General features: G+C 42.1%; 19 protein-coding genes and 1 other annotated feature (1 of these 20 running past the window's edge). Of the genes, 11 read left to right on the top strand and 8 right to left on the bottom strand.

Annotation, left to right across the window (positions count from 1 at the left end; genetic code table 11):
• Positions 1-32 precede the first annotated feature (32 nt).
• From PSF31_RS13625 to PSF31_RS13615, 3 genes are all read right to left on the bottom strand, one after another.
• Positions 33-2,804, bottom strand: coding sequence for a secretin and TonB N-terminal domain-containing protein (locus PSF31_RS13625; RefSeq protein WP_153673311.1), 2,772 nt, complete (start codon positions 2,802-2,804; stop codon positions 33-35).
• A 117-nt stretch (positions 2,805-2,921) separates the two neighbouring features.
• Positions 2,922-3,908 (bottom strand): FecR family protein, encoded by a 987-nt coding sequence (locus tag PSF31_RS13620; RefSeq protein WP_110592438.1) that lies wholly within the window; start codon positions 3,906-3,908, stop codon positions 2,922-2,924.
• Complete coding sequence (locus tag PSF31_RS13615; RefSeq protein ID WP_096864546.1) at positions 3,908-4,444, bottom strand: RNA polymerase sigma factor; 537 nt, start codon at positions 4,442-4,444, stop codon at positions 3,908-3,910. The genes PSF31_RS13620 and PSF31_RS13615 overlap by 1 nt, the downstream gene beginning before the upstream one ends.
• A gap of 179 nt (positions 4,445-4,623) precedes the next feature.
• Between PSF31_RS13615 and PSF31_RS13610 the strand changes: the two genes are divergently transcribed.
• Complete coding sequence (locus PSF31_RS13610) at positions 4,624-5,406, top strand: energy transducer TonB (protein ID WP_096864545.1); 783 nt, start codon at positions 4,624-4,626, stop codon at positions 5,404-5,406.
• 26 nt (positions 5,407-5,432) lie between these two features.
• On the opposite strand, the gene PSF31_RS13605 is transcribed toward PSF31_RS13610, so the two are convergent.
• Entirely contained in the window at positions 5,433-6,206 is a 774-nt protein-coding gene (locus tag PSF31_RS13605; RefSeq protein WP_096864544.1) for an AhpA/YtjB family protein, read from the bottom strand.
• Between the two features lie 315 nt (positions 6,207-6,521).
• On the opposite strand from PSF31_RS13605, the gene serB reads away from it, so the two are divergent.
• The 3 genes from serB to nadR all read left to right on the top strand — a co-directional run bounded on the left by serB (position 6,522) and on the right by nadR (position 10,367).
• Positions 6,522-7,499: a phosphoserine phosphatase gene (serB, locus tag PSF31_RS13600; RefSeq protein ID WP_004905708.1), complete on the top strand. Its 978-nt coding sequence runs from the start codon at positions 6,522-6,524 to the stop codon at positions 7,497-7,499.
• Positions 7,500-7,716: 217 nt separating this feature from the next.
• Positions 7,717-9,102 carry a DNA repair protein RadA gene (gene radA / locus PSF31_RS13595; protein ID WP_004905704.1) on the top strand — a complete coding sequence of 462 codons (1,386 nt, stop codon included), beginning with the start codon at positions 7,717-7,719 and terminating at the stop codon, positions 9,100-9,102.
• A gap of 29 nt (positions 9,103-9,131) precedes the next feature.
• A complete protein-coding gene (nadR, locus tag PSF31_RS13590) occupies positions 9,132-10,367 on the top strand; it encodes a multifunctional transcriptional regulator/nicotinamide-nucleotide adenylyltransferase/ribosylnicotinamide kinase NadR (protein ID WP_094962742.1) in 1,236 nt (411 codons plus the stop codon).
• Between the two features lie 236 nt (positions 10,368-10,603).
• On the opposite strand, the gene ettA is transcribed toward nadR, so the two are convergent.
• The gene (gene ettA / locus PSF31_RS13585; protein WP_004914750.1) at positions 10,604-12,271 is read right to left on the bottom strand and encodes an energy-dependent translational throttle protein EttA; all 1,668 of its coding nucleotides are present in this window, start codon (positions 12,269-12,271) and stop codon (positions 10,604-10,606) included.
• A 223-nt stretch (positions 12,272-12,494) separates the two neighbouring features.
• On the opposite strand from ettA, the gene PSF31_RS13580 reads away from it, so the two are divergent.
• The 4 genes from PSF31_RS13580 (at position 12,495) to trpR (ending at position 16,001) form a co-directional block, all read left to right on the top strand.
• Positions 12,495-12,776, top strand: a complete 282-nt coding sequence (locus PSF31_RS13580) for a type II toxin-antitoxin system RelE/ParE family toxin (protein WP_004905698.1) — start codon at positions 12,495-12,497, stop codon at positions 12,774-12,776.
• Positions 12,777-12,790: 14 nt separating this feature from the next.
• Complete coding sequence (locus tag PSF31_RS13575; RefSeq protein WP_096864543.1) at positions 12,791-13,096, top strand: HigA family addiction module antitoxin; 306 nt, start codon at positions 12,791-12,793, stop codon at positions 13,094-13,096.
• Positions 13,097-13,394: 298 nt separating this feature from the next.
• The gene (gene sltY, locus PSF31_RS13570; protein WP_164561222.1) at positions 13,395-15,308 is read left to right on the top strand and encodes a murein transglycosylase; all 1,914 of its coding nucleotides are present in this window, start codon (positions 13,395-13,397) and stop codon (positions 15,306-15,308) included.
• Positions 15,309-15,683: 375 nt separating this feature from the next.
• On the top strand, positions 15,684-16,001 hold the full coding sequence (gene trpR, locus PSF31_RS13565) for a trp operon repressor (protein ID WP_094961916.1): 318 nt from the start codon (positions 15,684-15,686) through the stop codon (positions 15,999-16,001).
• Between the two features lie 361 nt (positions 16,002-16,362).
• Here trpR and yjjX read toward each other — a convergent pair whose 3' ends face one another.
• Positions 16,363-16,899: an inosine/xanthosine triphosphatase gene (gene yjjX / locus PSF31_RS13560; protein WP_004914743.1), complete on the bottom strand. Its 537-nt coding sequence runs from the start codon at positions 16,897-16,899 to the stop codon at positions 16,363-16,365.
• A gap of 52 nt (positions 16,900-16,951) precedes the next feature.
• On the opposite strand from yjjX, the gene gpmB reads away from it, so the two are divergent.
• Positions 16,952-17,599 (top strand): 2,3-diphosphoglycerate-dependent phosphoglycerate mutase GpmB, encoded by a 648-nt coding sequence (gene gpmB, locus PSF31_RS13555; protein WP_004905690.1) that lies wholly within the window; start codon positions 16,952-16,954, stop codon positions 17,597-17,599.
• 43 nt (positions 17,600-17,642) lie between these two features.
• Here the strand turns inward: gpmB and robA are convergent, their stop codons facing one another.
• A complete protein-coding gene (gene robA, locus PSF31_RS13550) occupies positions 17,643-18,557 on the bottom strand; it encodes an MDR efflux pump AcrAB transcriptional activator RobA (protein WP_096864541.1) in 915 nt (304 codons plus the stop codon).
• A gap of 185 nt (positions 18,558-18,742) precedes the next feature.
• Here robA and creA point away from each other — a divergent pair, with 185 nt between their 5' ends.
• Entirely contained in the window at positions 18,743-19,219 is a 477-nt protein-coding gene (gene creA, locus PSF31_RS13545) for a protein CreA (RefSeq protein ID WP_004905686.1), read from the top strand.
• Between the two features lie 63 nt (positions 19,220-19,282).
• On the opposite strand, the gene arcA is transcribed toward creA, so the two are convergent.
• Positions 19,283-19,999: a two-component system response regulator ArcA gene (arcA, locus tag PSF31_RS13540; RefSeq protein WP_004905684.1), complete on the bottom strand. Its 717-nt coding sequence runs from the start codon at positions 19,997-19,999 to the stop codon at positions 19,283-19,285.
• Positions 20,000-21,088: 1,089 nt separating this feature from the next.
• Here arcA and thrL point away from each other — a divergent pair.
• A complete protein-coding gene (gene thrL, locus PSF31_RS21115) occupies positions 21,089-21,157 on the top strand; it encodes a thr operon leader peptide (protein ID WP_071548816.1) in 69 nt (22 codons plus the stop codon).
• Positions 21,096-21,210, top strand: a sequence feature (Thr leader region); it runs 7 nt beyond the window's last position. (Overlaps the previous gene by 62 nt.)

Genomic DNA, 21,210 nt, shown 5'->3' with positions numbered 1-21,210 from the left:
TTAACGAGTTTTATTGCTCACATTGCTGGGAATTACAGGTCGTAATTGACTTGTAACCAGAACTGACGGCCCGGATCGTAAGATTTCAATACGCGATCTTCAAATACGAAGCGGTCAGCAATATTTTTATTATTCAAGATATTATTCACTTCAACCGAGAAACCAAATCCATGAGCGAATTCAGGCTTCCAACCTAAGCGGGTATCCCACGTATATTTGCTGGCGAAGTTTTGTTTGGTGTACTTACGTAATTGACCAACTTCAGGGTCGCTATAGTAAGAGTTGTCATAACGGACGGCTTGACTACGTGCACCCCACCATTGCAATCGGTTATATAAAGTGAGGTCATATTCGTCCCAGACACTGGTCAGCTCAAAATTGAATTTTATTGGTGAGTTAAAACTGGTTGAAGGCAGTTTTGACGCATCGATGACCTTACCGTCATACCAGACTTTGTTAAGATTCACTTTATTGGCAGGATCGTAAGCGCTGTAGCCTGAGTCTTTTGGCGTATTACTTTCACTTTGTTGCCAAGTGAATGAGGCATTCATGACATGAGAAGCTTCTGCCCATTCCCACGGTTGACTATTTTTCACCGATAATGTAACGGTATCGTGGGAGCTGCGCCCACCGTTATCAAAGGTGCGAATACTACGAGTACTTGGGTCACGTGGGTTATCGTACTTAGTGCGATTTCTGACTTCGTCGTAGCCTTCACGGTGCACATATTGTAAACGCCATGTGGTAGAAAGAACTTCTTGTTGTAGCGCTAAAGTCAGCTCATCGTTATAGGGGGTTTTGAGTGAATCTAACCCTTCATAGTCTTTTTGATTATCCCAATTGTTATTGTCAGGGTTAAGTGAACACGCGAAATTTTTGTCCCAGCCCATGCAATTTTGCATACCGTCATTTTGTGCACCGTATAATGCATAAGTGAGCATTGAGCGGCCATAATAACGGTTAGCTCCCGCTATCAATTGGGTTGCGCCATCACCAAAGACATCGTAGGTTCCGCTTAAACGTGGGGCGATATTGGTACGATTGACAAAATCATCGCGATCCAAACGCACTCCAGGGCGCAGACTCAATTTGCCATATTGAATACTGTCATCAAGGAAGATGGCGTAATTGGTATAATCCGCAGAGTACGAGCCTTTTTTAAACCGAGTAACATTACTTAAGTAACCATCGTATAAATCATCATCAATGATATTGCCAGTGTAGGTGTAACGGAAATAGTCTTGATCACGAATATAGGTGCCTTTGGTGTAATTTACCTCAGCTCCGAGTGTTGGTTGGTGTGTTAATCCAAGCGCATCCTCTTGGGAATTAAAACGCATCACGGTTTTTAGTCCGTGAGTTTTTTGCTTAGACTCTAAGTCGCCAAGACCTCCGCTATTGCGTTCAATCATATTCCAATTGTCGTCGAATGCCCTGATCGTTAGGGAGTATTTCTGGTCGTTATTACGGTTATCTTTTAAGTCTTGTGTATTAGCAGTGATTTCAAATTGGCCTAAATCCAACTGATGTTTAAATACAGCGGTAAAACCTAATCCATCATGGGTTGAATCATAGCCAGAATTGCTGACAGACGAAGAAAATAAGCGGCTATCGTAAGAGGCGTAATTAGCAGATAAATCTAATGAACTTTTATCGGATAAATCCAGTGAATACTTTAAAAAGTAATTATCTGAAGTACGACGCTGATTTTTTTTACCTGAATCAGAAAAAATAGGCTCGACTTGGTTATTTTCCAGCACAAAGGCTTCACCCCCCGTGACTGTCATCGGAATAGTCGAACTACGACGTGAAGCGGAGAAAACTAATCCTGAATTTTCACTCACTCCTAATTCAAACCAGCCACCAAAGTCATTTTTATCATAGCGGTTTTGGAAACGAGCAGGATTTGCCGTATCATTTTTGGTAGTATCAATCCCTTGCGATGAATCGTGGAACAAATTATTCCAACCAGAGCGGGTTAGGCGATAATAGGCATGAGCACTATTTTCCCCTTGCCAACGGCGGCTGTTCACCTCAACGGTGCCCCCTGTAAACCCACCAAATTCAACAGGAATGTTATTGTCATACACTGTCATGCTGTCGATCAGACGGCTATCGATGTAGATCCCTTGGTCGCTACTGCTCAGACGGGTCGCTGTTTCACCGAGACCACTGTCTGCGGGGTCAAAATCGTTGTTAAAGCTCACTCCATCAAGGCGATAGGCGTTTTGGTAGCTGCTTGAACCGTGGATTGAGATGCGGGAAGGCTTGATTTCCCCTTGGTTCATCGAGTTACTGTCATTGTTAGCAAATTGGACAGCAGGGTTAGTTTTCATCAAATCCGTAATATTGCCATCACCGGTATTTTTCTGGCTAATCTCTTCAGAAGTCACGTATTGTGGTGCGGACATCACATCTGTCGCGGGGTGGTTCTGAACAACGCCAGATACTTGAGTTTCCGGTAATACCAATGTGCCTTGGCTTAAATTTTGCTGACGAATAACGAAAACACCATTTTCATTGACTAACTCTAAGCCGCTACCGATAAGTATTTTTTGTAATGCGGTTTGTGCGGAGTAGTTGCCAGACAAGGCAGGTGCGCGTAAGCCATTTAACTGGCCTTTATCATAGATCAATTGGATTTGCCCTTGGCGGCTAATTTCAGCCACAGAGGTAGCAAGTGATTGTTCTGGTAATGAAAAATTCATTTCTTGCGCGAAGGCATTTTGACAAATAATGGCACTACTGGCCGCCACAGCAAGGGCGAGCGGCCTTAATCGGCTTTGAGTAAACTGAATAGACATGGTTATCCCTTATTCTTAAGCTGCACAAAAAGTGTGCGACAATAGGTCAGCAAAATGATGACTAGTTAAGAAGAGGGTGAAATGAGAATTATCCTCACCTGCAAATGAAAATATTTTTTATTTATTTTTTTTATTTTGAATAATCAATACGTTATTTTTATCTCGATAGACGACTTGTACCGGAAGTAATGAAGGAAGGGCTTGAAAAAACTGTTCTGGCTGATGGGTATTGATGCGACCTGAGATTTTACTCTTCGCTAATTGAGCGGGAGAAAGCTCGATATTTATCGATGAATAGTTTTTAAGTTCATCGAGGACTTCTGAAAGTGGTTTATCGACAAAAATTAATTCACCAAAACGCCAACGAGCCACATCTAGCGGGTTGATGTGTTGGCGAGCGATTGGGCTGTTCGGCGATTGACTGACTGCACTGTCACCAGCAAGTAGGAAAACGGGTTGTTTGCTTGCTGCATCTTCAAAACTGACAATGCCTTGGCTGACATTAACGGCAACTTGCTGAGCGACTTTGTTCACTTCAAATTCTGTTCCCACCACTTGAATACGCCGGTTATCAGCTTGAATTATAAAAGGCCGATAGGGGTTGGATTTGACTTTAAAATAAACATTTCCCTGTTCCAGATACAGGTTACGTACTGGAGTTTCATAGGCAACATGAATCCGGGTATTGCGGTTAAGAAACAGCTGGGAACCATCAGGTAAAGTAACTTCTTTAGGCGTATCCGTTGCCACTAAGGTCATATTATTGAGCAACATCGAAGGTAAGTGGCTGTATGGCAAAAACAAAATAGCCGCAATAAAAAATGCTGCTAAGGTATTGCCCAAAGGGCGCCATAAGCGAAAAAAAGGGCGTTTTTCCTTGGGAAGTATTGTGCTAGCAGGGCGCGGCATGTGATCAAAATCGCGCCATAGTCCAGCAATGGCATCATACGCTTTTGCATGTTCAGGTGATGCAGCAATCCATTGTTTGAATTGCTCTGTTTCAAGGGCGCTGATACGTTGGCTGTGCATGCGGGTAAACCACAGCGCGGCTTCTTCATCAATGCGGCTTTCATCATCTGATGTTTGCAAAGAGTCGTGTGTCATTACGAATTATTGCCCTGATTATCAAGGTGTTTTTTACAGTGAACAAGCGCCGCCGCAATATGTTTTTCCACCATACTGATTGAAATTTCCATTCGCTCAGCAATCTCGCTTTGAGATAAGCCATCAAAACGATACAGCAAAAATGCTTCTCGTCGACGGGGGGGTAACGTTTCAAGTGCTTCGCTCAGCCGTTGGATGCGTTGCTGATGTTCCAAGATTTCACTGGGGTCAGCTTGGCTCTGTTCAAAATGTGGCTCATGAGTAACATCATCAATGGATGTTTCTGATTTAGTTTGGCGCTGGTTACGTCGCCAATGGTCAATCAAAACATGATTCGCAATTTTAAACAGATAAGCGCGGCTCTCTTTTACAGGCGTTTGTTCTTTACGGTTTAGCCATAGTGTAAACACATCCTGTGATAAATCATCAGCATCGTTGCTGTTATCTAGCCGATTGCGGAAAAAGCGCACAAGTTGGCTATATGTTGACTGATACGCACCGCTAATTTTACGGGCAAGAGATTTATCAATAGTCATTTTACTGGTGTTAATGTCTTAAAAGAGCACAATTGTGCTGATTAATAATCTGCTCAGATTACTTTATTATTTAAATCAATAAGTTGTTTTAATAATTATGTTTTTACTAATAATAATGAATATCATTTTTGTTTGTATTATGCCTATAATCTGCAAAAAATAAAGTCGTGAGGCAGAATATGAGCAGTATGACGGGCCAGTTAGAGCGCCCGATTTTCCGTCCACTAGGCGGTTTGGTTTTAAGTTGTCTTTTCCATGGAACACTGGCAATCATTTTTATTGGATGGTTTACCTCTTCAATTCCTAAGACCGGGGTATTACCACCAGCAATCTCGTTGCAGCTGGGTGTTTATCAGCTTGAACAGCAGGCTGAGCCTGAAATCAATCATGCCCCTAAACAACACATGACGACGCGTGAAGAGTCATTGTCTGAAGTGGTTGAAAAGGTAGATAAATTGCCTGAAACTGCGATCGTAGATAATGGCACATTGACGAAAGTCAGTGAGAAAAAACGACCACCAAAAAAGACAATTCCACAAGAGAAAAAAGTGATCGACGAAGCACCTGTAACTACGCAGGAGTCGATGGTGACTTCCGCCCCTGCATCAGGGAGTGAATCCAGTAGCAGTGCGAATTTCTCCAGTAATGCGTCTGCGGCAGTGAGTGGGCACCAAGGTTGGCAAAGTGAGGTTCATCAGCGGATAGCTAAGACCAAACGCTATCCACGTGCAGCGTTGCGTTACCGCTCAACTGGGGTCTCTCATATAAAAGTGGTTTTGGATAGTCGGGGTGAAGTGATTGCCGCCAGCTTATTGAATTCATCCGGTACGAAAATATTGGATAAAGAAGCATTGGCGACAATTTCACGTGCTGCGCCTTTTCCTACCCCGCCAGAGACATTGCTAGTCGATGGCCGGGTCGAGTTTATTGCGCCAATCGTATTCGATACAACGTCTATTTAAATTCAACTAAATAGCCCTTTTTAGGGCTATTTATCAGGTGAATTTGGTTTGTTTTTTGGGGGCGGTCGCTTAGGGCGATAAGGACGAGGTTCTTTTTTTCGTTTTAAACGCGCTGGCTTAGCGGCTGGCGTTCCTTTGCTCTCTTGCTTGCCATCTTCATTACTGTCGTCATCTCCATTATCATCTTGATTTTCCTCTGTATTAACGACGAGCGGAGGGGCTTGCTTGTGGCCTTTCTTTTTCTTTAAACGCAGTAATGTATTTGCTAAAACGAAGCCAATACATAAGGCAAGTAGAATAAAAATTCGTAATACATTGGTGCTGTTATCCGCTTGTTGAATTTCAGCGGCAAGGAGCTCCGTATCAATGGTTAAACGCAAATAGCCTTTTGGTTCTTTTGTACCTTGGATGGGAACGACAAGCTGGTATTGAAAATTTTGTAGTGAGGAGTTGTCATCGATGGCCAGCCGTTCTTTTACCGTTGTCGGCTCACCGACTTGAGTGACCAGTGTGCCACTGGCAGTATAGATACTGGCATCTAAAATATACCTATCTTTCACCACGTTATTTAAATTGGCATTAATTCGCTCTAAATTAAAATCTTTACTGCCGGGAACAATATAATCAGATAAGCTGAAAGCAACTTGCTCAGCAAGAACATAAGTCAATTGTTTAAATTGCTCAATTCTGCCTTGGTTTTGGCTATTTCCTAAATAAGAAATACCATGCATAAGTAAAGTTACCAACGCAACGCAGATAACGATAATGACTGTTTTGTGGAGCCTAAAGGTAAGTTTCATTGCTTTATTGGTGCTCTCGACTTATTTTGAGTATAAAGATGCCGTTATACTTTAGCTAATATGGGGTTATCTTCAGTTTTAACAGTAAATACATAAGGTCACAAAGCCTTAAAATTTAGTATAGTGGCTTCGTTCGGCTGCTCGCAACTTATCATTATAAAAAAGTTACACTCTAAATAATTCGAGTTGTATGTAGGCGACAAACGAAGATAGTCCGATGAGCATACATAAGTATGTGATTCGGCTAGCTGAGCGTAGTCAACAACCAGACAACTTGAAGTATGACGAGTATATCGATTACAGGAGCTAATTTTCATGTCAACGAGCTTGACCTATTGTTATCTACCCGACGAAATCCAAAAATGGCCAGGGTTGCCATTGTCATTAAGTGGTGAAGAAGTGATGCCATTGGATTATCGTGCTGGGGACAGTGGGTGGTTATTATATGGCCGCGGCTTAGATAAAGCGCGTATCAGTAATTTCCAACAGCGATTAGGGATCGCTATCGTAATTGTCTCTTCGTGGCGTATTGATGACTACCAAGTGGTCAGAATCGCTGGGAGTATTACACCTCGAATTAAAAAACTCGCTGATGAATGTTTATTAGATGTCGTGCCATTAGGGCAAATTCCACGTTTGCGTTCACCGGGCCTATTACTGATGGATATGGACTCGACAGCGATTCAAATTGAATGTATCGATGAAATTGCTCGCTTAGCAGGGGTAGGGGAGCAGGTTGCTGAAGTGACCGAGCGAGCCATGCTAGGGGAACTCGATTTTACGGAAAGTTTACGAGCACGCGTTAGCTTACTTGAAGGTGCCGACGTCGCTATTCTTGACCAAGTGATGGAAACATTGCCTTTAATGCCGGGCTTAACGAACCTTGTGCGTAAGTTACAAGCGATGAATTGGCACATTGCGATAGCCTCCGGCGGTTTTACTTTCTTTGCGGATAATTTACGTCAACGGCTAAAATTGGTGGCTGCAGTTGCTAACCAGCTAGAAGTGAAAAACGGTAAGTTAACAGGCAAAGTCAAAGGCCCAATTGTAGATGCTAAATATAAAGCGCAAACCTTGATCAAACTGGCGGAAAAACTGGAAATTCCCATTGAGCAAACTGTTGCCATTGGTGACGGGGCAAATGACCTGAAAATGATCCGTAAAGCAGGGCTGGGTATTGCGTATCATGCGAAACCAAAGGTGTATGCAAGGGCGAAGGTTGCGATTCGTCATGCAGATCTGATGGGGGTGATGTGTGTGTTGAGTGGGGGCCTCAAACACGAAGAACGCTAAATATTCTTCATATTTCGTGCTGTGGCGGTGTTGGCTGCACTCGGCTGCTTGGGTCACATACTGGTGTATGCTCCCCAAGACATCCTCTTTTGCCGCCTTGCCACAACGTGAACTATCTAGAGTATTACGGCTAAAGTGTTATGGATAATAAGAACTAAGAACTAAGAACTAAGAACTAAGAACTAAGAACAAAATTGAATTTTAAGAGGGGTTTGCTGTGGCGAAAGGGGTTAAAAGGGCGTTTGTCTGTAATGATTGCGGGGCGGATTATCCGCGTTGGCAAGGGCAATGCAGCGCGTGTCATGCATGGAACACCATTACGGAAGTGCGTCTGGCCTCTGCAAGCTCTTCATCGCGTAATGACCGCTTAACGGGGTATGCAGGTAATGCGGCTGGGGTCAGTAAGGTTCAGAAGCTGTCTGAAATTAGCCTTGAAGAACTTCCTCGTTTTACTACAGGGTTTAAAGAGTTTGACCGCGTACTTGGCGGGGGAGTCGTACCGGGCAGTGCTATCCTAATTGGAGGTAACCCGGGAGCGGGTAAGAGTACCTTATTGCTGCAAACCATGTGTTTGTTGTCCCGTGAAATGAAAACCTTATATGTGACAGGGGAAGAGTCACTTCAACAAGTTGCGATGCGAGCGCACCGCTTAGGGCTACCGACTGACTCACTCAATATGCTGTCAGAAACCAGTATTGAGCAAATTTGTTTAACAGCGGAGCAAGAACAGCCCAAACTGATGGTGATTGACTCCATCCAAGTGATGCATATGGCAGATATTCAATCCTCTCCGGGCAGTGTGGCACAAGTCAGGGAAACCGCGGCTTACCTTACCCGTTTTGCGAAAACCCGTGGCGTTGCCATTATTATGGTTGGCCACGTCACTAAAGATGGCTCATTAGCAGGACCTAAAGTCCTCGAACACTGTATTGACTGTTCTATCATGCTAGATGGCGATGCGGATAACCGCTTTCGTACCTTACGTAGCCATAAAAACCGCTTTGGGGCAGTCAATGAGTTAGGCGTATTTGCCATGACAGAACAAGGGCTTAAAGAGGTCAGTAATCCTTCTGCAATTTTCCTAAGTCGTGGTGACGAAATTACCTCAGGTAGCTCCGTGATGGTAGTATGGGAAGGGACAAGACCGCTGCTGGTGGAGATCCAAGCGCTAGTAGACCATTCGATGATGTCTAACCCACGGCGTGTTGCGGTCGGGCTTGAACAAAACCGTTTGGCCATTTTATTGGCAGTATTACACCGTCATGGTGGCTTGCAAATGTCAGACCAAGACGTTTTTGTCAACGTCGTGGGTGGGGTAAAAGTGACTGAAACCAGTGCGGATTTAGCACTGTTACTTTCTTTGGTTTCGAGTTTTCGCGACCGCCCATTACCTAGAGATCTGGTGGTCTTTGGTGAGGTGGGGCTTGCAGGGGAAATTCGCCCAGTTCCAAGTGGTCAGGAACGTATCTCTGAAGCAGCAAAACATGGTTTTAAGCGTGCTATTGTGCCCCATGCGAATATGCCAAAGAAATCACCGCCAGATATGAAAGTGTATGGCGTGAAAAAGTTAGCGGACGCGTTAAGTATTTTGGATGAACTATAAGCTTTTAATCTAGGGTAAAAGGAAAATACATGGCTGAATTTGACTATCTTAAAAACGCAATCAAACGAGCGGGTTACACGCTCCAGCAAGTTGCGGATGCGACAGATATGACCAAAGGCTATCTCAGCCAGTTGATTAACGACAAAATTAAAAGCCCCAGCGCACAAAAAATCGCGGCATTGCATCGTTTTTTAGGCCTTGAATACCCTATTCAGCAAAAAACGATTGGCGTGGTGTTTGGCAAATTTTATCCATTACATACTGGGCATATTTATTTGATTCAGCGGGCATGTAGCCAAGTCGATGAGCTCCATGTCATTCTCTGCCATGATGAACCCCGTGATAAAGATTTGTTTGTTAACAGTTCTATGTCTCAACAACCCACAGTAAGCGACCGTTTACGGTGGTTATTACAAACTTTTAAATATCAAAAAAACATTCATATTCACTCATTTGATGAAAATGGCATAGAGCCATATCCACACGGTTGGGAAGTGTGGAGTGATGGAATGAAAGGTTTTTTAAAAAAGCATAATATTAATCCAAGTTTTATCTATTCAGGGGAAGTGAATGACGTGCCGCGGTATAAAAAATACTTAGGCATCGAAACCATTTTAATTGACCCTGAGCGCACGTTTATGAATATCAGTGGTAACCAAATTCGCCAAGCGCCATTTCGTTATTGGGAATATATTCCAACAGAAGTGAAGCCCTTCTTTGTGCGTAAAGTCGCTATTCTTGGGGGCGAGTCAAGTGGTAAATCGACGTTAGTCAATAAGTTAGCGAATATTTTCAATACATCCAGTGCATGGGAATATGGCCGTGACTATGTGTTTAGCCACTTAGGTGGTGATGAGATGGCATTGCAATATTCTGACTACGACAAAATCGCCTTGGGACACGCACAATATATTGATTTTGCAGTGAAATATGCTAATAAAGTGGCATTTATTGATACCGACTTTGTCACGACTCAAGCCTTTTGTTTGCGCTATGAAGGTAAAGAACACCCATTTGTTCAGGCATTGATAGACGAATACCGATTCGATTTAGTCATAGTTTTAGAGAATAACACTCCTTGGGTCGCTGATGGTTTAAGAAGCTTGGGGAGTGATAAAGACCGGAAAGCTTTCCAAGGCTTACTCATTGAAATGCTTAAGAAAAACAATATTGAATTTGTGCGTGTAGAATCCTCAGATTATGACACACGTTTCTTGGAGTGCGTCACCCTTGTTCAGCAGTTACTGATGTTGGATGACTTATAAATAAAGTCACCCAATAAAAAACGGCATCTAATGACGATGCCGTTTCTATGATATTGCTCTGCTAGTCAGAACGATTTCTTAAAAGATCTGAAATTAAGCTACAAATAATGATATTCAAAATAATTCGGTTTGCAGGTAGGCGGCAAATGAAACTAAGCCCTAGGAGCATACACCAGTATGTGACTAGGGTTAGTAAATGAAGCCAACACCCCTGCAACCCGAAGAATGAAGAATATTTATTTGGTCATACGCTTATACTTCATACGATGTGGCTGCAACGCTTCCGCGCCTAACGTCCGTTTTTTGTAATCTTCATATTCAGAGAAGTTACCTTCGAAGAACGTAATATTACCTTCGTCTTGGTAATCAATAATATGGGTTGCAATACGGTCAAGGAACCAACGGTCATGGGAAATAACCATGGCACAGCCTGGGAACTCTAACAGGGCATTTTCCAGCGCACGTAAAGTTTCAACGTCGAGGTCGTTGGTTGGTTCATCGAGTAACAGGACGTTACCGCCCACTTGCAGTAATTTGGCTAAGTGTAAACGGCCACGTTCACCACCAGATAACTCACCAACACGTTTACCTTGGTCAACGCCTTTAAAGTTAAAGCGACCCACATAAGCGCGACTTGGAATTTCAAAGTTACCAATACGCATGATGTCTTGGCCGTTGGAAATTTCTTCCCAGACAGTTTTGCTGTCGTCCATCGCATCTCGGAACTGGTCAACAGAGGCAATTTTCACGGTATCACCTAACGTGATTGAGCCGGAGTCCGGTTGCTCTTGGCCTGAAATCATACGGAACAGCGTTGATTTACCTGCACCGTTAGGACCGATAATCCCCACAATTGCCCCTTTCGGGATTGAGAAATTCAGGTTATCAATCAGAACGCGATCACCATAAGATTTACTTAGGTTTTCAACCTCGATAACTTTATCCCCTAAACGCGGCCCAGGTGGAATAAAGAGTTCACTGGTTTCATTACGTTTTTGATATTCAACGCTATTGAGCTCTTCAAAGCGAGCCAAACGCGCCTTACCTTTAGCCTGACGGCCTTTTGGATTTTGGCGGATCCACTCAAGCTCTTTTTCGATAGATTTACGACGAGCGGCTTCTGTAGAGGCTTCTTGCGCCAAACGTTCATCTTTTTGCTCAAGCCAAGAAGAGTAGTTACCTTCCCAAGGAATACCTTCACCACGGTCAAGTTCGAGGATCCAACCCGCGACGTTATCTAAGAAGTAACGGTCATGCGTGATAGCCACAACAGTACCTTCGTAGTCGTGTAAGAAACGCTCTAACCAGGCAACAGACTCGGCATCCAAGTGGTTGGTTGGCTCATCGAGCAGCAACATATCGGGTTTTTCGAGTAGTAAGCGGCAAATGGCGACACGACGACGTTCACCCCCAGAAAGGTTTTCAATTTTAGCATCCCAAGCTGGCAGGCGTAGTGCATCCGCCGCTCGCTCTAATTGGTTGTCTAAATTATGACCATCTTGTGCGGAGATAATGGCTTCTAACTCGCCTTGCTCTTTCGCGAGTTTATCGAAATCTGCCCCTTCTTCCGCGTAAGCTGCATAAACTTCGTCTAAGCGTGTTAATGCATTTTTCACTTCGCTAACCGCTTCTTCAACAGCTTCGCGTACGGTGTGCTCAAGGTTTAGCTTCGGTTCTTGCGGAAGATAGCCGATTTTCAGACCCGGTTGTGGACGTGCTTCACCTTCGATATCGGTATCAATACCCGCCATAATACGCAGTAACGTTGATTTACCGGCACCGTTAAGACCTAAAACACCGATCTTAGCCCCCGGAAAGAAGCTCAGAGAGATGTTTTTTAAAATATGACGTTTCGGTGGAACAATTTTTCCAACCCGATACATACTGTAGACGTATTGAGCCAATTTATTTACCTTTTGATTTGTAAAGGGAATTTTAGTTTTTTAGTCTATTTTTGCTTTAACAAGCTTAGGCTGAAAAGCATTTAATAAACAGCTATATAATTTTCTAGAACTATACCTGAACATCAGAAGATCATCCATCCCTCTCAGTGATACAAGCTTGATGACTTTCTATTATCAATTTGTGGGTGTATAGTGTATCTATACGCTATACAAGGAGTTGGCCATGATAAAAAGTTTTAAACATAAAGGAATTGAACACTTTTTTAAAATGGGCATTACGTCTGGTATTCAATCGAAGCACATAACAAAGTTACGGGTACAACTGACTGCGCTCAATGTTGCTAAAAAACCACAAGATATGTCTGCACCAAGTTGGAATCTCCATCAATTAAAACGGGGAGATTTGCAGCATCATTGGGCAATATCAGTGAATGGAAACTGGCGACTCACATTTAAATTTGAGGGTGAAGATGCCATTCTCGTTGATTATCAAGATTATCATTAAGTAAGGTGAACATAATGAGCAAAATGCATAATCCAGTACATCCGGGTATCGTTTTACGTGAATATATAGAGGGTATTTCAGTCACTGAAGCTGCAAAAGCATTGGAGGTAACACGTACAACTCTCTCGCGTATTCTCAACGGTAATAGCGGTATTTCGGCAGATATGGCGATACGATTAGAAATGGCACTCGGAACCAGTGCTGAAATGTGGGTTGAGATGCAAGCCCAGTATGAACTTTGGCAAGCTTCTTTGGAAAAACGCCCCGCCATTAAACCTTTGTTTCCGCGGAGGGAAGGTTTTAAGTCATTTATGGACTGAATGGTACGTAAAAGACTGTAAAGTCGAAAAATTCAAGAACTCTCTGCTGTTACTAAATAAAAACTTTCGGTAGCATTAACATTATTGATATATGTTTAATATACCCATAATCCTTCAAGTCGCAGCGCTTTTCGTTGAGGTATAAGTGACTACGCTCAGCTAGCCGAGTCGCATAGTTTATCTATGCTCCCTGTCTATCTTCGCTTGTCGCTTGCCTGCAACTCGAATTATTTGGGGTATATATAGGTTAAGGTCTTTCCTGTATTTTGACTTTAGTTTAGCGATGGAGCGAGTGAATATGAAAGGTTGGTTAGCGGCAGTACCTGTGACAATGTTGCTGGTTTCCAGCGCAGTATGGGCGGATTCCTTACAGGCACAACGGGAGCGTTATCAGGCAATTAAGGTTGCATGGGATGCCAATAAAATGGATGAAGTCGAGCGCTTGCTGCCGACCTTGCATGATTATCCACTTTACCCTTATCTCGCTTATCGTGAGTTAACTCAAGACTTAGATATCATCTCGCCGCGCCAAGTTCAGGAGTTTATTAATACCTACCCAACCTTGCCTGTCGCTAAAAATCTCAAAACACGCTTTGTCAACGAACTAGCTCGCCGCCAAGAGTGGAAATCGTTGCTTGAATTTAGCCCTGAGGCGCCAAAACCTGCCGAAGCCCAATGTAATTTTTATTTTGCTAATTGGGCTGTGGGAAATAAACAAGTTGCTTGGCAAGGGGCAGAAAAAGCTTGGTTAAATGGCCGTTCAATGCCGAGTGCTTGTGATAAATTATTTAACGAATGGGAAAAAGCGGGTTATTTAACCCCTGAGATGACCCTTGAACGTATTAATTTAGCCATAAAAGAGGGCAATACATCGATTGCTAGTTATTTAGCAAAACGCTTACCAACCAGTTATAAAACGATTGGTGATGCGTTAGTGAAATTACAAAATGACCCAGCCTCAGTTGTGACATTCGCCAAAACGATGACGCCAACGGATTTTACTCGCCAAGCCACCATCGCGGCTTTTAGTCGTTATGCACGTCAATCCCCTGATGCGGCTCGTACGGTACTTAATAGCATAAGTTCTGCACAAAAAATGAACATGGCAGAAAAGCAGTTACTTAAAGACAGTATTGCTTGGCAATATATGGGTGATGTGACCCCTGAACAGGCCCAATGGCGTGATGAGACCATTCAAGAAAGTAATTCATCGTCATTGAAAGAGCGTCGTGTTCGTTTAGCGTTGGGAGCTGGTGATAAAACCGGTGTCGCGTCATGGTTAAAACGCTTGCCAGCGGAAGTTAAAAATAAAGAAGAGTGGCAATATTGGCAGGCTATCACGCTAATTGAAGCAGGAAAAAAAGCGGAAGGAGAGGCATTACTTCGCCAATTAACGGAAAAGCGTGGCTTCTACCCAATGGTCGCAGCACAAGTCTTAGAGATTGATTACCCTGTATATGTTAAATCGGCCGTTAAGCCAGACTCAAGCATTAATAAACTCCCAGAAGTTCAGCGGGTTAGAGAGTTAATGTATTGGGAACTAGACAACCTCGCTCGTTCTGAATGGGTGAGTTTAGTGGCATCGCTGCCAGCAAACCAGCAAGAGCAATTGGCTCGTTATGCGTTTGATAATAAATGGGCTGACCTCAGTGTTCAAGCGACTATCACAGCTAAACTTTGGGATCACCTAGAAGAACGTTTCCCATTAGCATGGGATAAAGAATTCAATTTATATACCAAGTCGAAAGATATTCAAAAAAGCTATGCAATGGCCATTGCTCGGCAAGAAAGTGCATGGAACCCACAAGCTCGCTCGCCCGTTGGTGCGACAGGTTTGATGCAGTTGATGCCAGCAACAGCAAAACATACCGCACAAAAGCAAGGTATTAATTATGTGAATACAAGCCAGCTGACTAACCCTACGACCAATATTGAACTAGGAACGGCGTATCTGGAAGATGTTTATCAGCAATTTGGTAATAACCGTATTTTAGCCAGTGCGGCTTATAATGCAGGCCCATCCCGTGTGACTCGTTGGCTAGGTAACAGCGGTGGGCGTATTGATGCAGTCGCGTTTGTTGAAAGCATCCCGTTCTCAGAAACCCGCGGTTATGTGAAAAATGTTCTATCGTATGATTTATTTTATCGACATTTTATGGGGCAGAAGAATAGTAAGGTGTTGCTTTCGAATGAATGGAATATGAAATACTAAAAATACTCTTCATATTTCGAATTGTAGGGGTGTTGGCTACGTTTGCTAACCCTAGTCACATACTTGTGTATGCTCCTAGGGCTTAGCATCACTTGCCGCCTACCTACAATCCGAACTATTTTGAGTATTCATATTTTTATATTTCGATTTATAGGGGCTTCGTATGTTAGCTTTAGTTGCATACAGGTGTATGCTCCCCGAGCTATCCTCGCTGGTCGCCTAGTCACAACTCAAACTATTTAGCGTATTAACGCAGTAACTAAATGAAATTTGGTTATTTTTTGTATTGTTGAAGCTTGAAAAGCGTTTGGTTGATGATTTCTAATAAGAGTGTGTTATTATTTGTACTAGTTAAATAGTATGGGTGGATAAACGATGACAGCAAATCAACAACATGACCCGGCGCTGACTGCCGATGAGAACGCTGACTGGCTGCGCTTTGTGAATTTATTACAATTGGCATTTGAACAAGATATTCATCTGCCAGTTCTTCAGTTATTACTCACGCCAGATGAGCGTACAGCGTTAGCGACTCGCGTTAAAATTGTGCAAGAGCTGATGCGCGGTGAAATGAGCCAAAGAGAGCTGAAAAATGAGCTAGGAGTGGGAATAGCAACTATTACTCGGGGTTCGAATAGTTTGAAATCAGCTCCTATTCCTGTGAAGGAGTGGTTAGAGCAGCAACTTCTCTAAAATACGCGTCATATTTTGCGCTGTGGCGTTGTTGGCTGCATTCGGTTACCCGAATCACATACTTGTGTATGCTCATCGGGATAACCTCACTTGCCGCCTAGCCACAACCCAAACTATTTAGCGTATTGGTATTTATTGTATTTCAATTGTAGGGGTGTTGGCTTAGTTCATTCGCCTTAGTCACATACTTGTGTATGCTGCTGCTCTCTTGCCGCTTTTTTCCCACAATCCGAGCTATTTAGAATATAAAGGATATTTATATTTTAGATAAATAGGCATAAAAAAAGTATGGTTTCCCATACTTTAGTGTGAAAAGAGTGGTGTTTAATCGCACATGCAATTTTAATTATTTTAAGTATAATTAATCTTCTACTTGGTTTAGCTCTTTATAAATTTCATGCTTAATGGGAACTAAGGCCAATATCAAGGCTTGTTGGTAAACACTAGTGCGAGTTAATACCCCATCAGTGAAAAAACCAATGGCACCACCTTGTTGTTTGATATTATCGATGCCTGTTAAAAAGGCCATTTCATCACCGAGTTCGCGGCCTTCACGAATACCCGCCAGAATTTTTTCTGGGATCATAATACTGGCAGAGCGAGATTCGCCGCGTATTTGCTTATGCTCAATCACTATCCAAGCAAATGTCATATCGTCTTCGATACCCGCTTCAATGCCAACCCAAAAATCCGCTTCGGGGCGAACTTGCCTAGAGGCCATAACGCGCTGTCTAGCCCCAGTACGGGTTTCATTATTACCGATAGGTTGCTGTGGAACACTGCTATCGACATTAATATCTTCAATTTGATAACTGCCAGCCCCAAAAACAGCATCGAAAGCAAGATGAATCGCTTTAATTTTGGCAGGATTAGTCGTTGCAGCTATAACTTGGTACATTAATTATTTTCCTTTGAACACATACTTCGAAAAGTAATAACGGAACACATCTATGTTACAGGTTTATCTTGTTCGCCATGGCGAAACTGAATGGAATTTAGCTCGTCGCATCCAGGGACAATCCGATAGCCCCCTGACCGCCACTGGACGACTGCAAGCAAGGCAGGTGGCTGAGAGGATAAAGTCAGAAGGCATTACCCATATTATCACTAGTGATATGGGACGCACACTGGAAACTGCACAAATAATTGCAAGTGTATGCGAGTGTGAAATTACCACAGAACCGCGTCTACGTGAACTAAATATGGGCGTTCTTGAACAAAGAGCAATAGAGTCGTTAACGCCAGAGGAAGAACAGTGGCGCAAAAGCTTAATTGATGGGACTCGTGGAGGACGAATTCCAGAGGGTGAATCAATGGAGGAGCTGTATACACGTATGTTTGCAGCACTAAATAGCTGTTTAGATTTGCCTGAAGGTAGCCGCCCACTGATTGTTAGCCATGGTATTGCGCTAAGTACGTTAATTAGCCGTATTATGGGGGTTCCTGCCTATTCAGAACGCCGTCTACGTTTACGTAACTGTTCGTTATCTCGTGTTGATTACCAAAATAGCCCATGGCTTGCGAATGGTTGGATAGTTGAAACAGCCGGTGAGGTTACACACTTATCGCAGCCAGCTCTCGATGAGCAACAAGGTTAACTATTTAGAAAAAGGAGTTTCAACAAACTGAAACTCCTCTGCTTTAAGGGGTTGCGGTCGAACCTGTTTTGATTGGTACATAATAATCAAAGGTATCGATGTGTGTCTTGGGGTCATCATTTTCTGGGGTGATATGACGTAAGTCGATGTTTTTTAATCGATAATGTTCGATATCATAACCTGGTCGACGCGTTAAATTCAGCTTAGGCAAATATACGCCATAAATTTGGTACAAAAACTCTTGTAATGCATCTCGAGTTGGCGTCCCATTGAACGAAAATTTAACATAATGGCCACTTGGTAGCGTTAAACTCGTGTACTGGTCAGTGTTAAAACTCGCATCCTCAGGTTTTACCGCAGTGGTATAGAATACCGTTTGTTCATCTTCTTTTTCTGGATTATGAATGGCATGGTGCAAGCCAAAAACTTCAGACGCAATAGTCGTCGTATTATCCAAATAGTAGTGCCAAAATGTTTGGCGCATTTGGGAACAAGCGGTCGACCACTCTTCTAGCGCATAAGAGCAACTTTGTTCCAAGCCAACCAGCTCTTGTGCTGGCATTTGTAGGAATTCATGTTCAATATTGGTGTGATTATCTAAAATAATCGGTGGACAAATACCTGCAGCGCACCATTCTTCACTCCGACGATAAAACGCTGGAGTTAGGTTAAATTGCTTTTTAAAGGCTCGAGTAAAAGTTTGTTGCGAATCAAATCGATACTGCAGAGCAATATCAAGAATTGGTCGGCTTGTTAGCCGCAATGCAACCGCTGCACGAGAAAGCCTTCTAGCTCGAATATAAGCCCCAATCGCTTGGTCTGTCACCTCTTTGAACATTCTTTGTAAATGCCACTTAGAGTAGCCCGCTTTTGCGGCAACATTATCTAGCGAGAGTGGTTTATCCAGATTGTCATCTATCCAGCGAAGCAAGTCGCGAATAATATTAGTTTGATCCATGTATATCCCCAGCCAATGCGACTTATAGAACAGATATAATCTATCAATGAATTGCTATTCTATATCAAGTTATCTTTTTCGTTTATAGTAAATGAGTTGTATTTGATAATTAGTTAAGAAAGTGAATAATAAATCTTGTGCTACTACGAGGTTTTATCGATTTTTAGTTGAATAGGAAATTCAGTATGCGTCGTTCCAGATTAAAAAATATCGTACTTGCAGCATTATTATCAGCGTTGCCGAGCATCACATTTGCTGAAGAAATCGGTTCAGTCGATACTGTTTTTAAAATTTTCGGCCCTGATCATAAAATTGTTGTTGAAGCATTTGATGACCCTGATGTTGACAATGTGACTTGTTATTTAAGTCGTTCAAAAACAGGGGGGATCAAAGGGGGTTTAGGTTTAGCAGAAGACACCTCTGATGCAGCCATTTCATGTCAGCAAGTTGGGCCAATTGAGCTAAATGACCGTGTCAAACGCAAACCGACGAAAGGGCAAGTTGTCTTTCAAAAACGAACGTCTTTAGTCTTCAAAAAATTACAAGTTGTACGCTTTTACGATCCAAAACGTAATGCATTAATTTATTTGACTTATTCAGATAAGATGATCGACGGCTCACCAAAAAATGCGTTAAGTGCAGTACCGATTATGCCTTGGTGATTAATTAAGATGATAAAAAAACCGGCTATTTAGCCGGTTTTTTGAATATCAATTCAAAATTGATTATTCGTCTAAATCACCGCAAAAGCGATAGCCTTCACCGTGGATGGTTGCAATGATTTCTGGCGTATCAGGTGTTGATTCAAAATGTTTACGAATACGACGGATCGTTACGTCAACAGTTCTATCATGTGGTTTCAATTCACGGCCTGTCATTTTCTTCAGCAGGTCTGCGCGAGTCTGAATTTTTCCTGGGTTTTCACAGAAATGTAGCATCGCACGGAATTCACTACGTGGTAATTTGTAGTGTTCACCAGCAGGGCTGACTAATGAACGGCTGTTGATGTCTAATTCCCAACCATTAAACTTATAGCTTTCCACTAAACGACGTTCTTCCGTACCACCCGCTAAATTCATAGTACGAGACAGTAGGTTGCGCGCACGAATAGTCAGTTCACGTGGGTTAAATGGTTTAGTGATATAGTCATCAGCACCAATTTCAAGGCCAAGGATTTTATCGACTTCGTTATCACGTCCTGTTAAGAACATTAACGCAATGCTTTCTTGTTCACGAAGTTCGCGAGCAAGTAGTAAACCGTTTTTACCTGGTAAATTAATATCCATGATGACTAAATTGATGTCATGCTCAGAGAGAACATTATTCATCTCTTCGCCATCAGTTGCCTCATGAACCACATAGCCTTCCGCTTCAAATATGCTTTTAAGCGTATTGCGTGTGACAATTTCATCTTCAACAATCAAAATGTGTGGGGTCTGCATAGTTGCTACCTAAAGTATTAAAATAAAAATACTGAACTCACAAGCCGTTTCCAGTTAGGTGGTTATTGATATTTTTCTCTGGAAAAACACGTTTATGAGTATAAATTTGTTTTGAAATTCAATAGTGCCATTATGTTGCCATCTTGGGCAAAAGACTTTAACAACAAGCCAAAATATAAGCACTTTCCCAATATTGTACTGTTAACAGCAATATAACAGCTAATACTGCATTTACCACCTAAAAAACTAACTTTTGTTGATACATATCAAAATCAATTGTAGCACGTTAACAAAAATTGTTAGGTAGATAATTATATAAATTAATGCAGTGTTTAGGAATCAGATAGCGTCTAAAAAAGGGGAATAGTTGATACCCAAGGGGGCTTCGGCTGGGTATTAATGAATATAGTCTTCAATGGGTTAAATATACCATCATAAATAATGTTTAATTTGTGACCTACCTCCAATTTTGAAATGTTATTTTGCTACAAAAAAAGGTGAAAAATTTATCTTGTTAGAGATAACGGGATGTAAATATTTAGTCTGTAATTTTTTGTTTCATTTAATTAGGAAAAATGCTTATTTTGTTTTGATGTGACTAATTTTTAATAACTCCATAACATTTGTTTGTAATTTAAACGAATGAAAAAATCATGAGGCTAAGTATCAATACGTACCTGTGTAATCTGTTGCTATTGGCGCTCATGTATTGATGAGCATGGGGGTAAATGATAAGAAATATAGCTGCTAAATGCATCAATTAACCTGGTCGTTGTTGCTCATCTTCTCATCTTGATTCTCTTCACAGGAAATTACTGAAGGCTATCTCTATTGCCTATTTAATAGTCATTTTGGTTTTTTATTGAGTAAAAAATTATTAATCTTTAAATATTTGTTATCTTGGTTTTTAACACTGAATTTGATGTAATGAGTGTCTTTTTGTGGATGAGTTTTTCGTGCTGGTAGATAATTTATCGAATAAAAAAAGGGAGATAAAAGGGATGTTTTGCAAATAAATTTGACAAAATATACCAATTGCTTTAACCGTATAGAGAGAAACTTAAAGAATCTAAGAGACAGACAGAATCTATGCGTAATATCAGCCTGACTATTATTATTACCACCACCACCGTAACCACAGGAAACGGGGCGGGCTGACGCATCCAAAAAATAAAAATGAAAAAGCCCGCATACTTAACCGATGCGGGCTT

Source organism: Providencia sp. PROV156 (assembly GCF_028480905.1).
In the GTDB taxonomy this organism is placed as follows: domain Bacteria; phylum Pseudomonadota; class Gammaproteobacteria; order Enterobacterales; family Enterobacteriaceae; genus Providencia; species Providencia hangzhouensis.
This window is presented reverse-complemented; position numbering and strand designations above follow the sequence as displayed.

Bases quoted from the DNA above. Each gene is read 5' to 3' on its own strand.
- PSF31_RS13620 (WP_110592438.1), bottom strand. From the start codon at position 3,908: ATGACACACGACTCTTTGCAAACATCAGATGATGAAAGCCGCATTGAT.
- yjjX (WP_004914743.1), bottom strand. From the start codon at position 16,899: ATGTACCAAGTTATAGCTGCAACGACTAATCCTGCCAAAATTAAAGCG.
- PSF31_RS13610 (WP_096864545.1), top strand. From the start codon at position 4,624: ATGAGCAGTATGACGGGCCAGTTAGAGCGCCCGATTTTCCGTCCACTA.
- arcA (WP_004905684.1), bottom strand. From the start codon at position 19,999: ATGCAGACCCCACACATTTTGATTGTTGAAGATGAAATTGTCACACGC.
- sltY (WP_164561222.1), top strand. From the start codon at position 13,395: ATGAAAGGTTGGTTAGCGGCAGTACCTGTGACAATGTTGCTGGTTTCC.
- PSF31_RS13625 (WP_153673311.1), bottom strand. From the start codon at position 2,804: ATGTCTATTCAGTTTACTCAAAGCCGATTAAGGCCGCTCGCCCTTGCT.
- PSF31_RS13615 (WP_096864546.1), bottom strand. From the start codon at position 4,444: ATGACTATTGATAAATCTCTTGCCCGTAAAATTAGCGGTGCGTATCAG.
- creA (WP_004905686.1), top strand. From the start codon at position 18,743: ATGCGTCGTTCCAGATTAAAAAATATCGTACTTGCAGCATTATTATCA.
- PSF31_RS13580 (WP_004905698.1), top strand. From the start codon at position 12,495: ATGATAAAAAGTTTTAAACATAAAGGAATTGAACACTTTTTTAAAATG.
- gpmB (WP_004905690.1), top strand. From the start codon at position 16,952: ATGTTACAGGTTTATCTTGTTCGCCATGGCGAAACTGAATGGAATTTA.
- serB (WP_004905708.1), top strand. From the start codon at position 6,522: ATGTCAACGAGCTTGACCTATTGTTATCTACCCGACGAAATCCAAAAA.
- PSF31_RS13575 (WP_096864543.1), top strand. From the start codon at position 12,791: ATGAGCAAAATGCATAATCCAGTACATCCGGGTATCGTTTTACGTGAA.
- robA (WP_096864541.1), bottom strand. From the start codon at position 18,557: ATGGATCAAACTAATATTATTCGCGACTTGCTTCGCTGGATAGATGAC.
- nadR (WP_094962742.1), top strand. From the start codon at position 9,132: ATGGCTGAATTTGACTATCTTAAAAACGCAATCAAACGAGCGGGTTAC.
- trpR (WP_094961916.1), top strand. From the start codon at position 15,684: ATGACAGCAAATCAACAACATGACCCGGCGCTGACTGCCGATGAGAAC.
- PSF31_RS13605 (WP_096864544.1), bottom strand. From the start codon at position 6,206: ATGAAACTTACCTTTAGGCTCCACAAAACAGTCATTATCGTTATCTGC.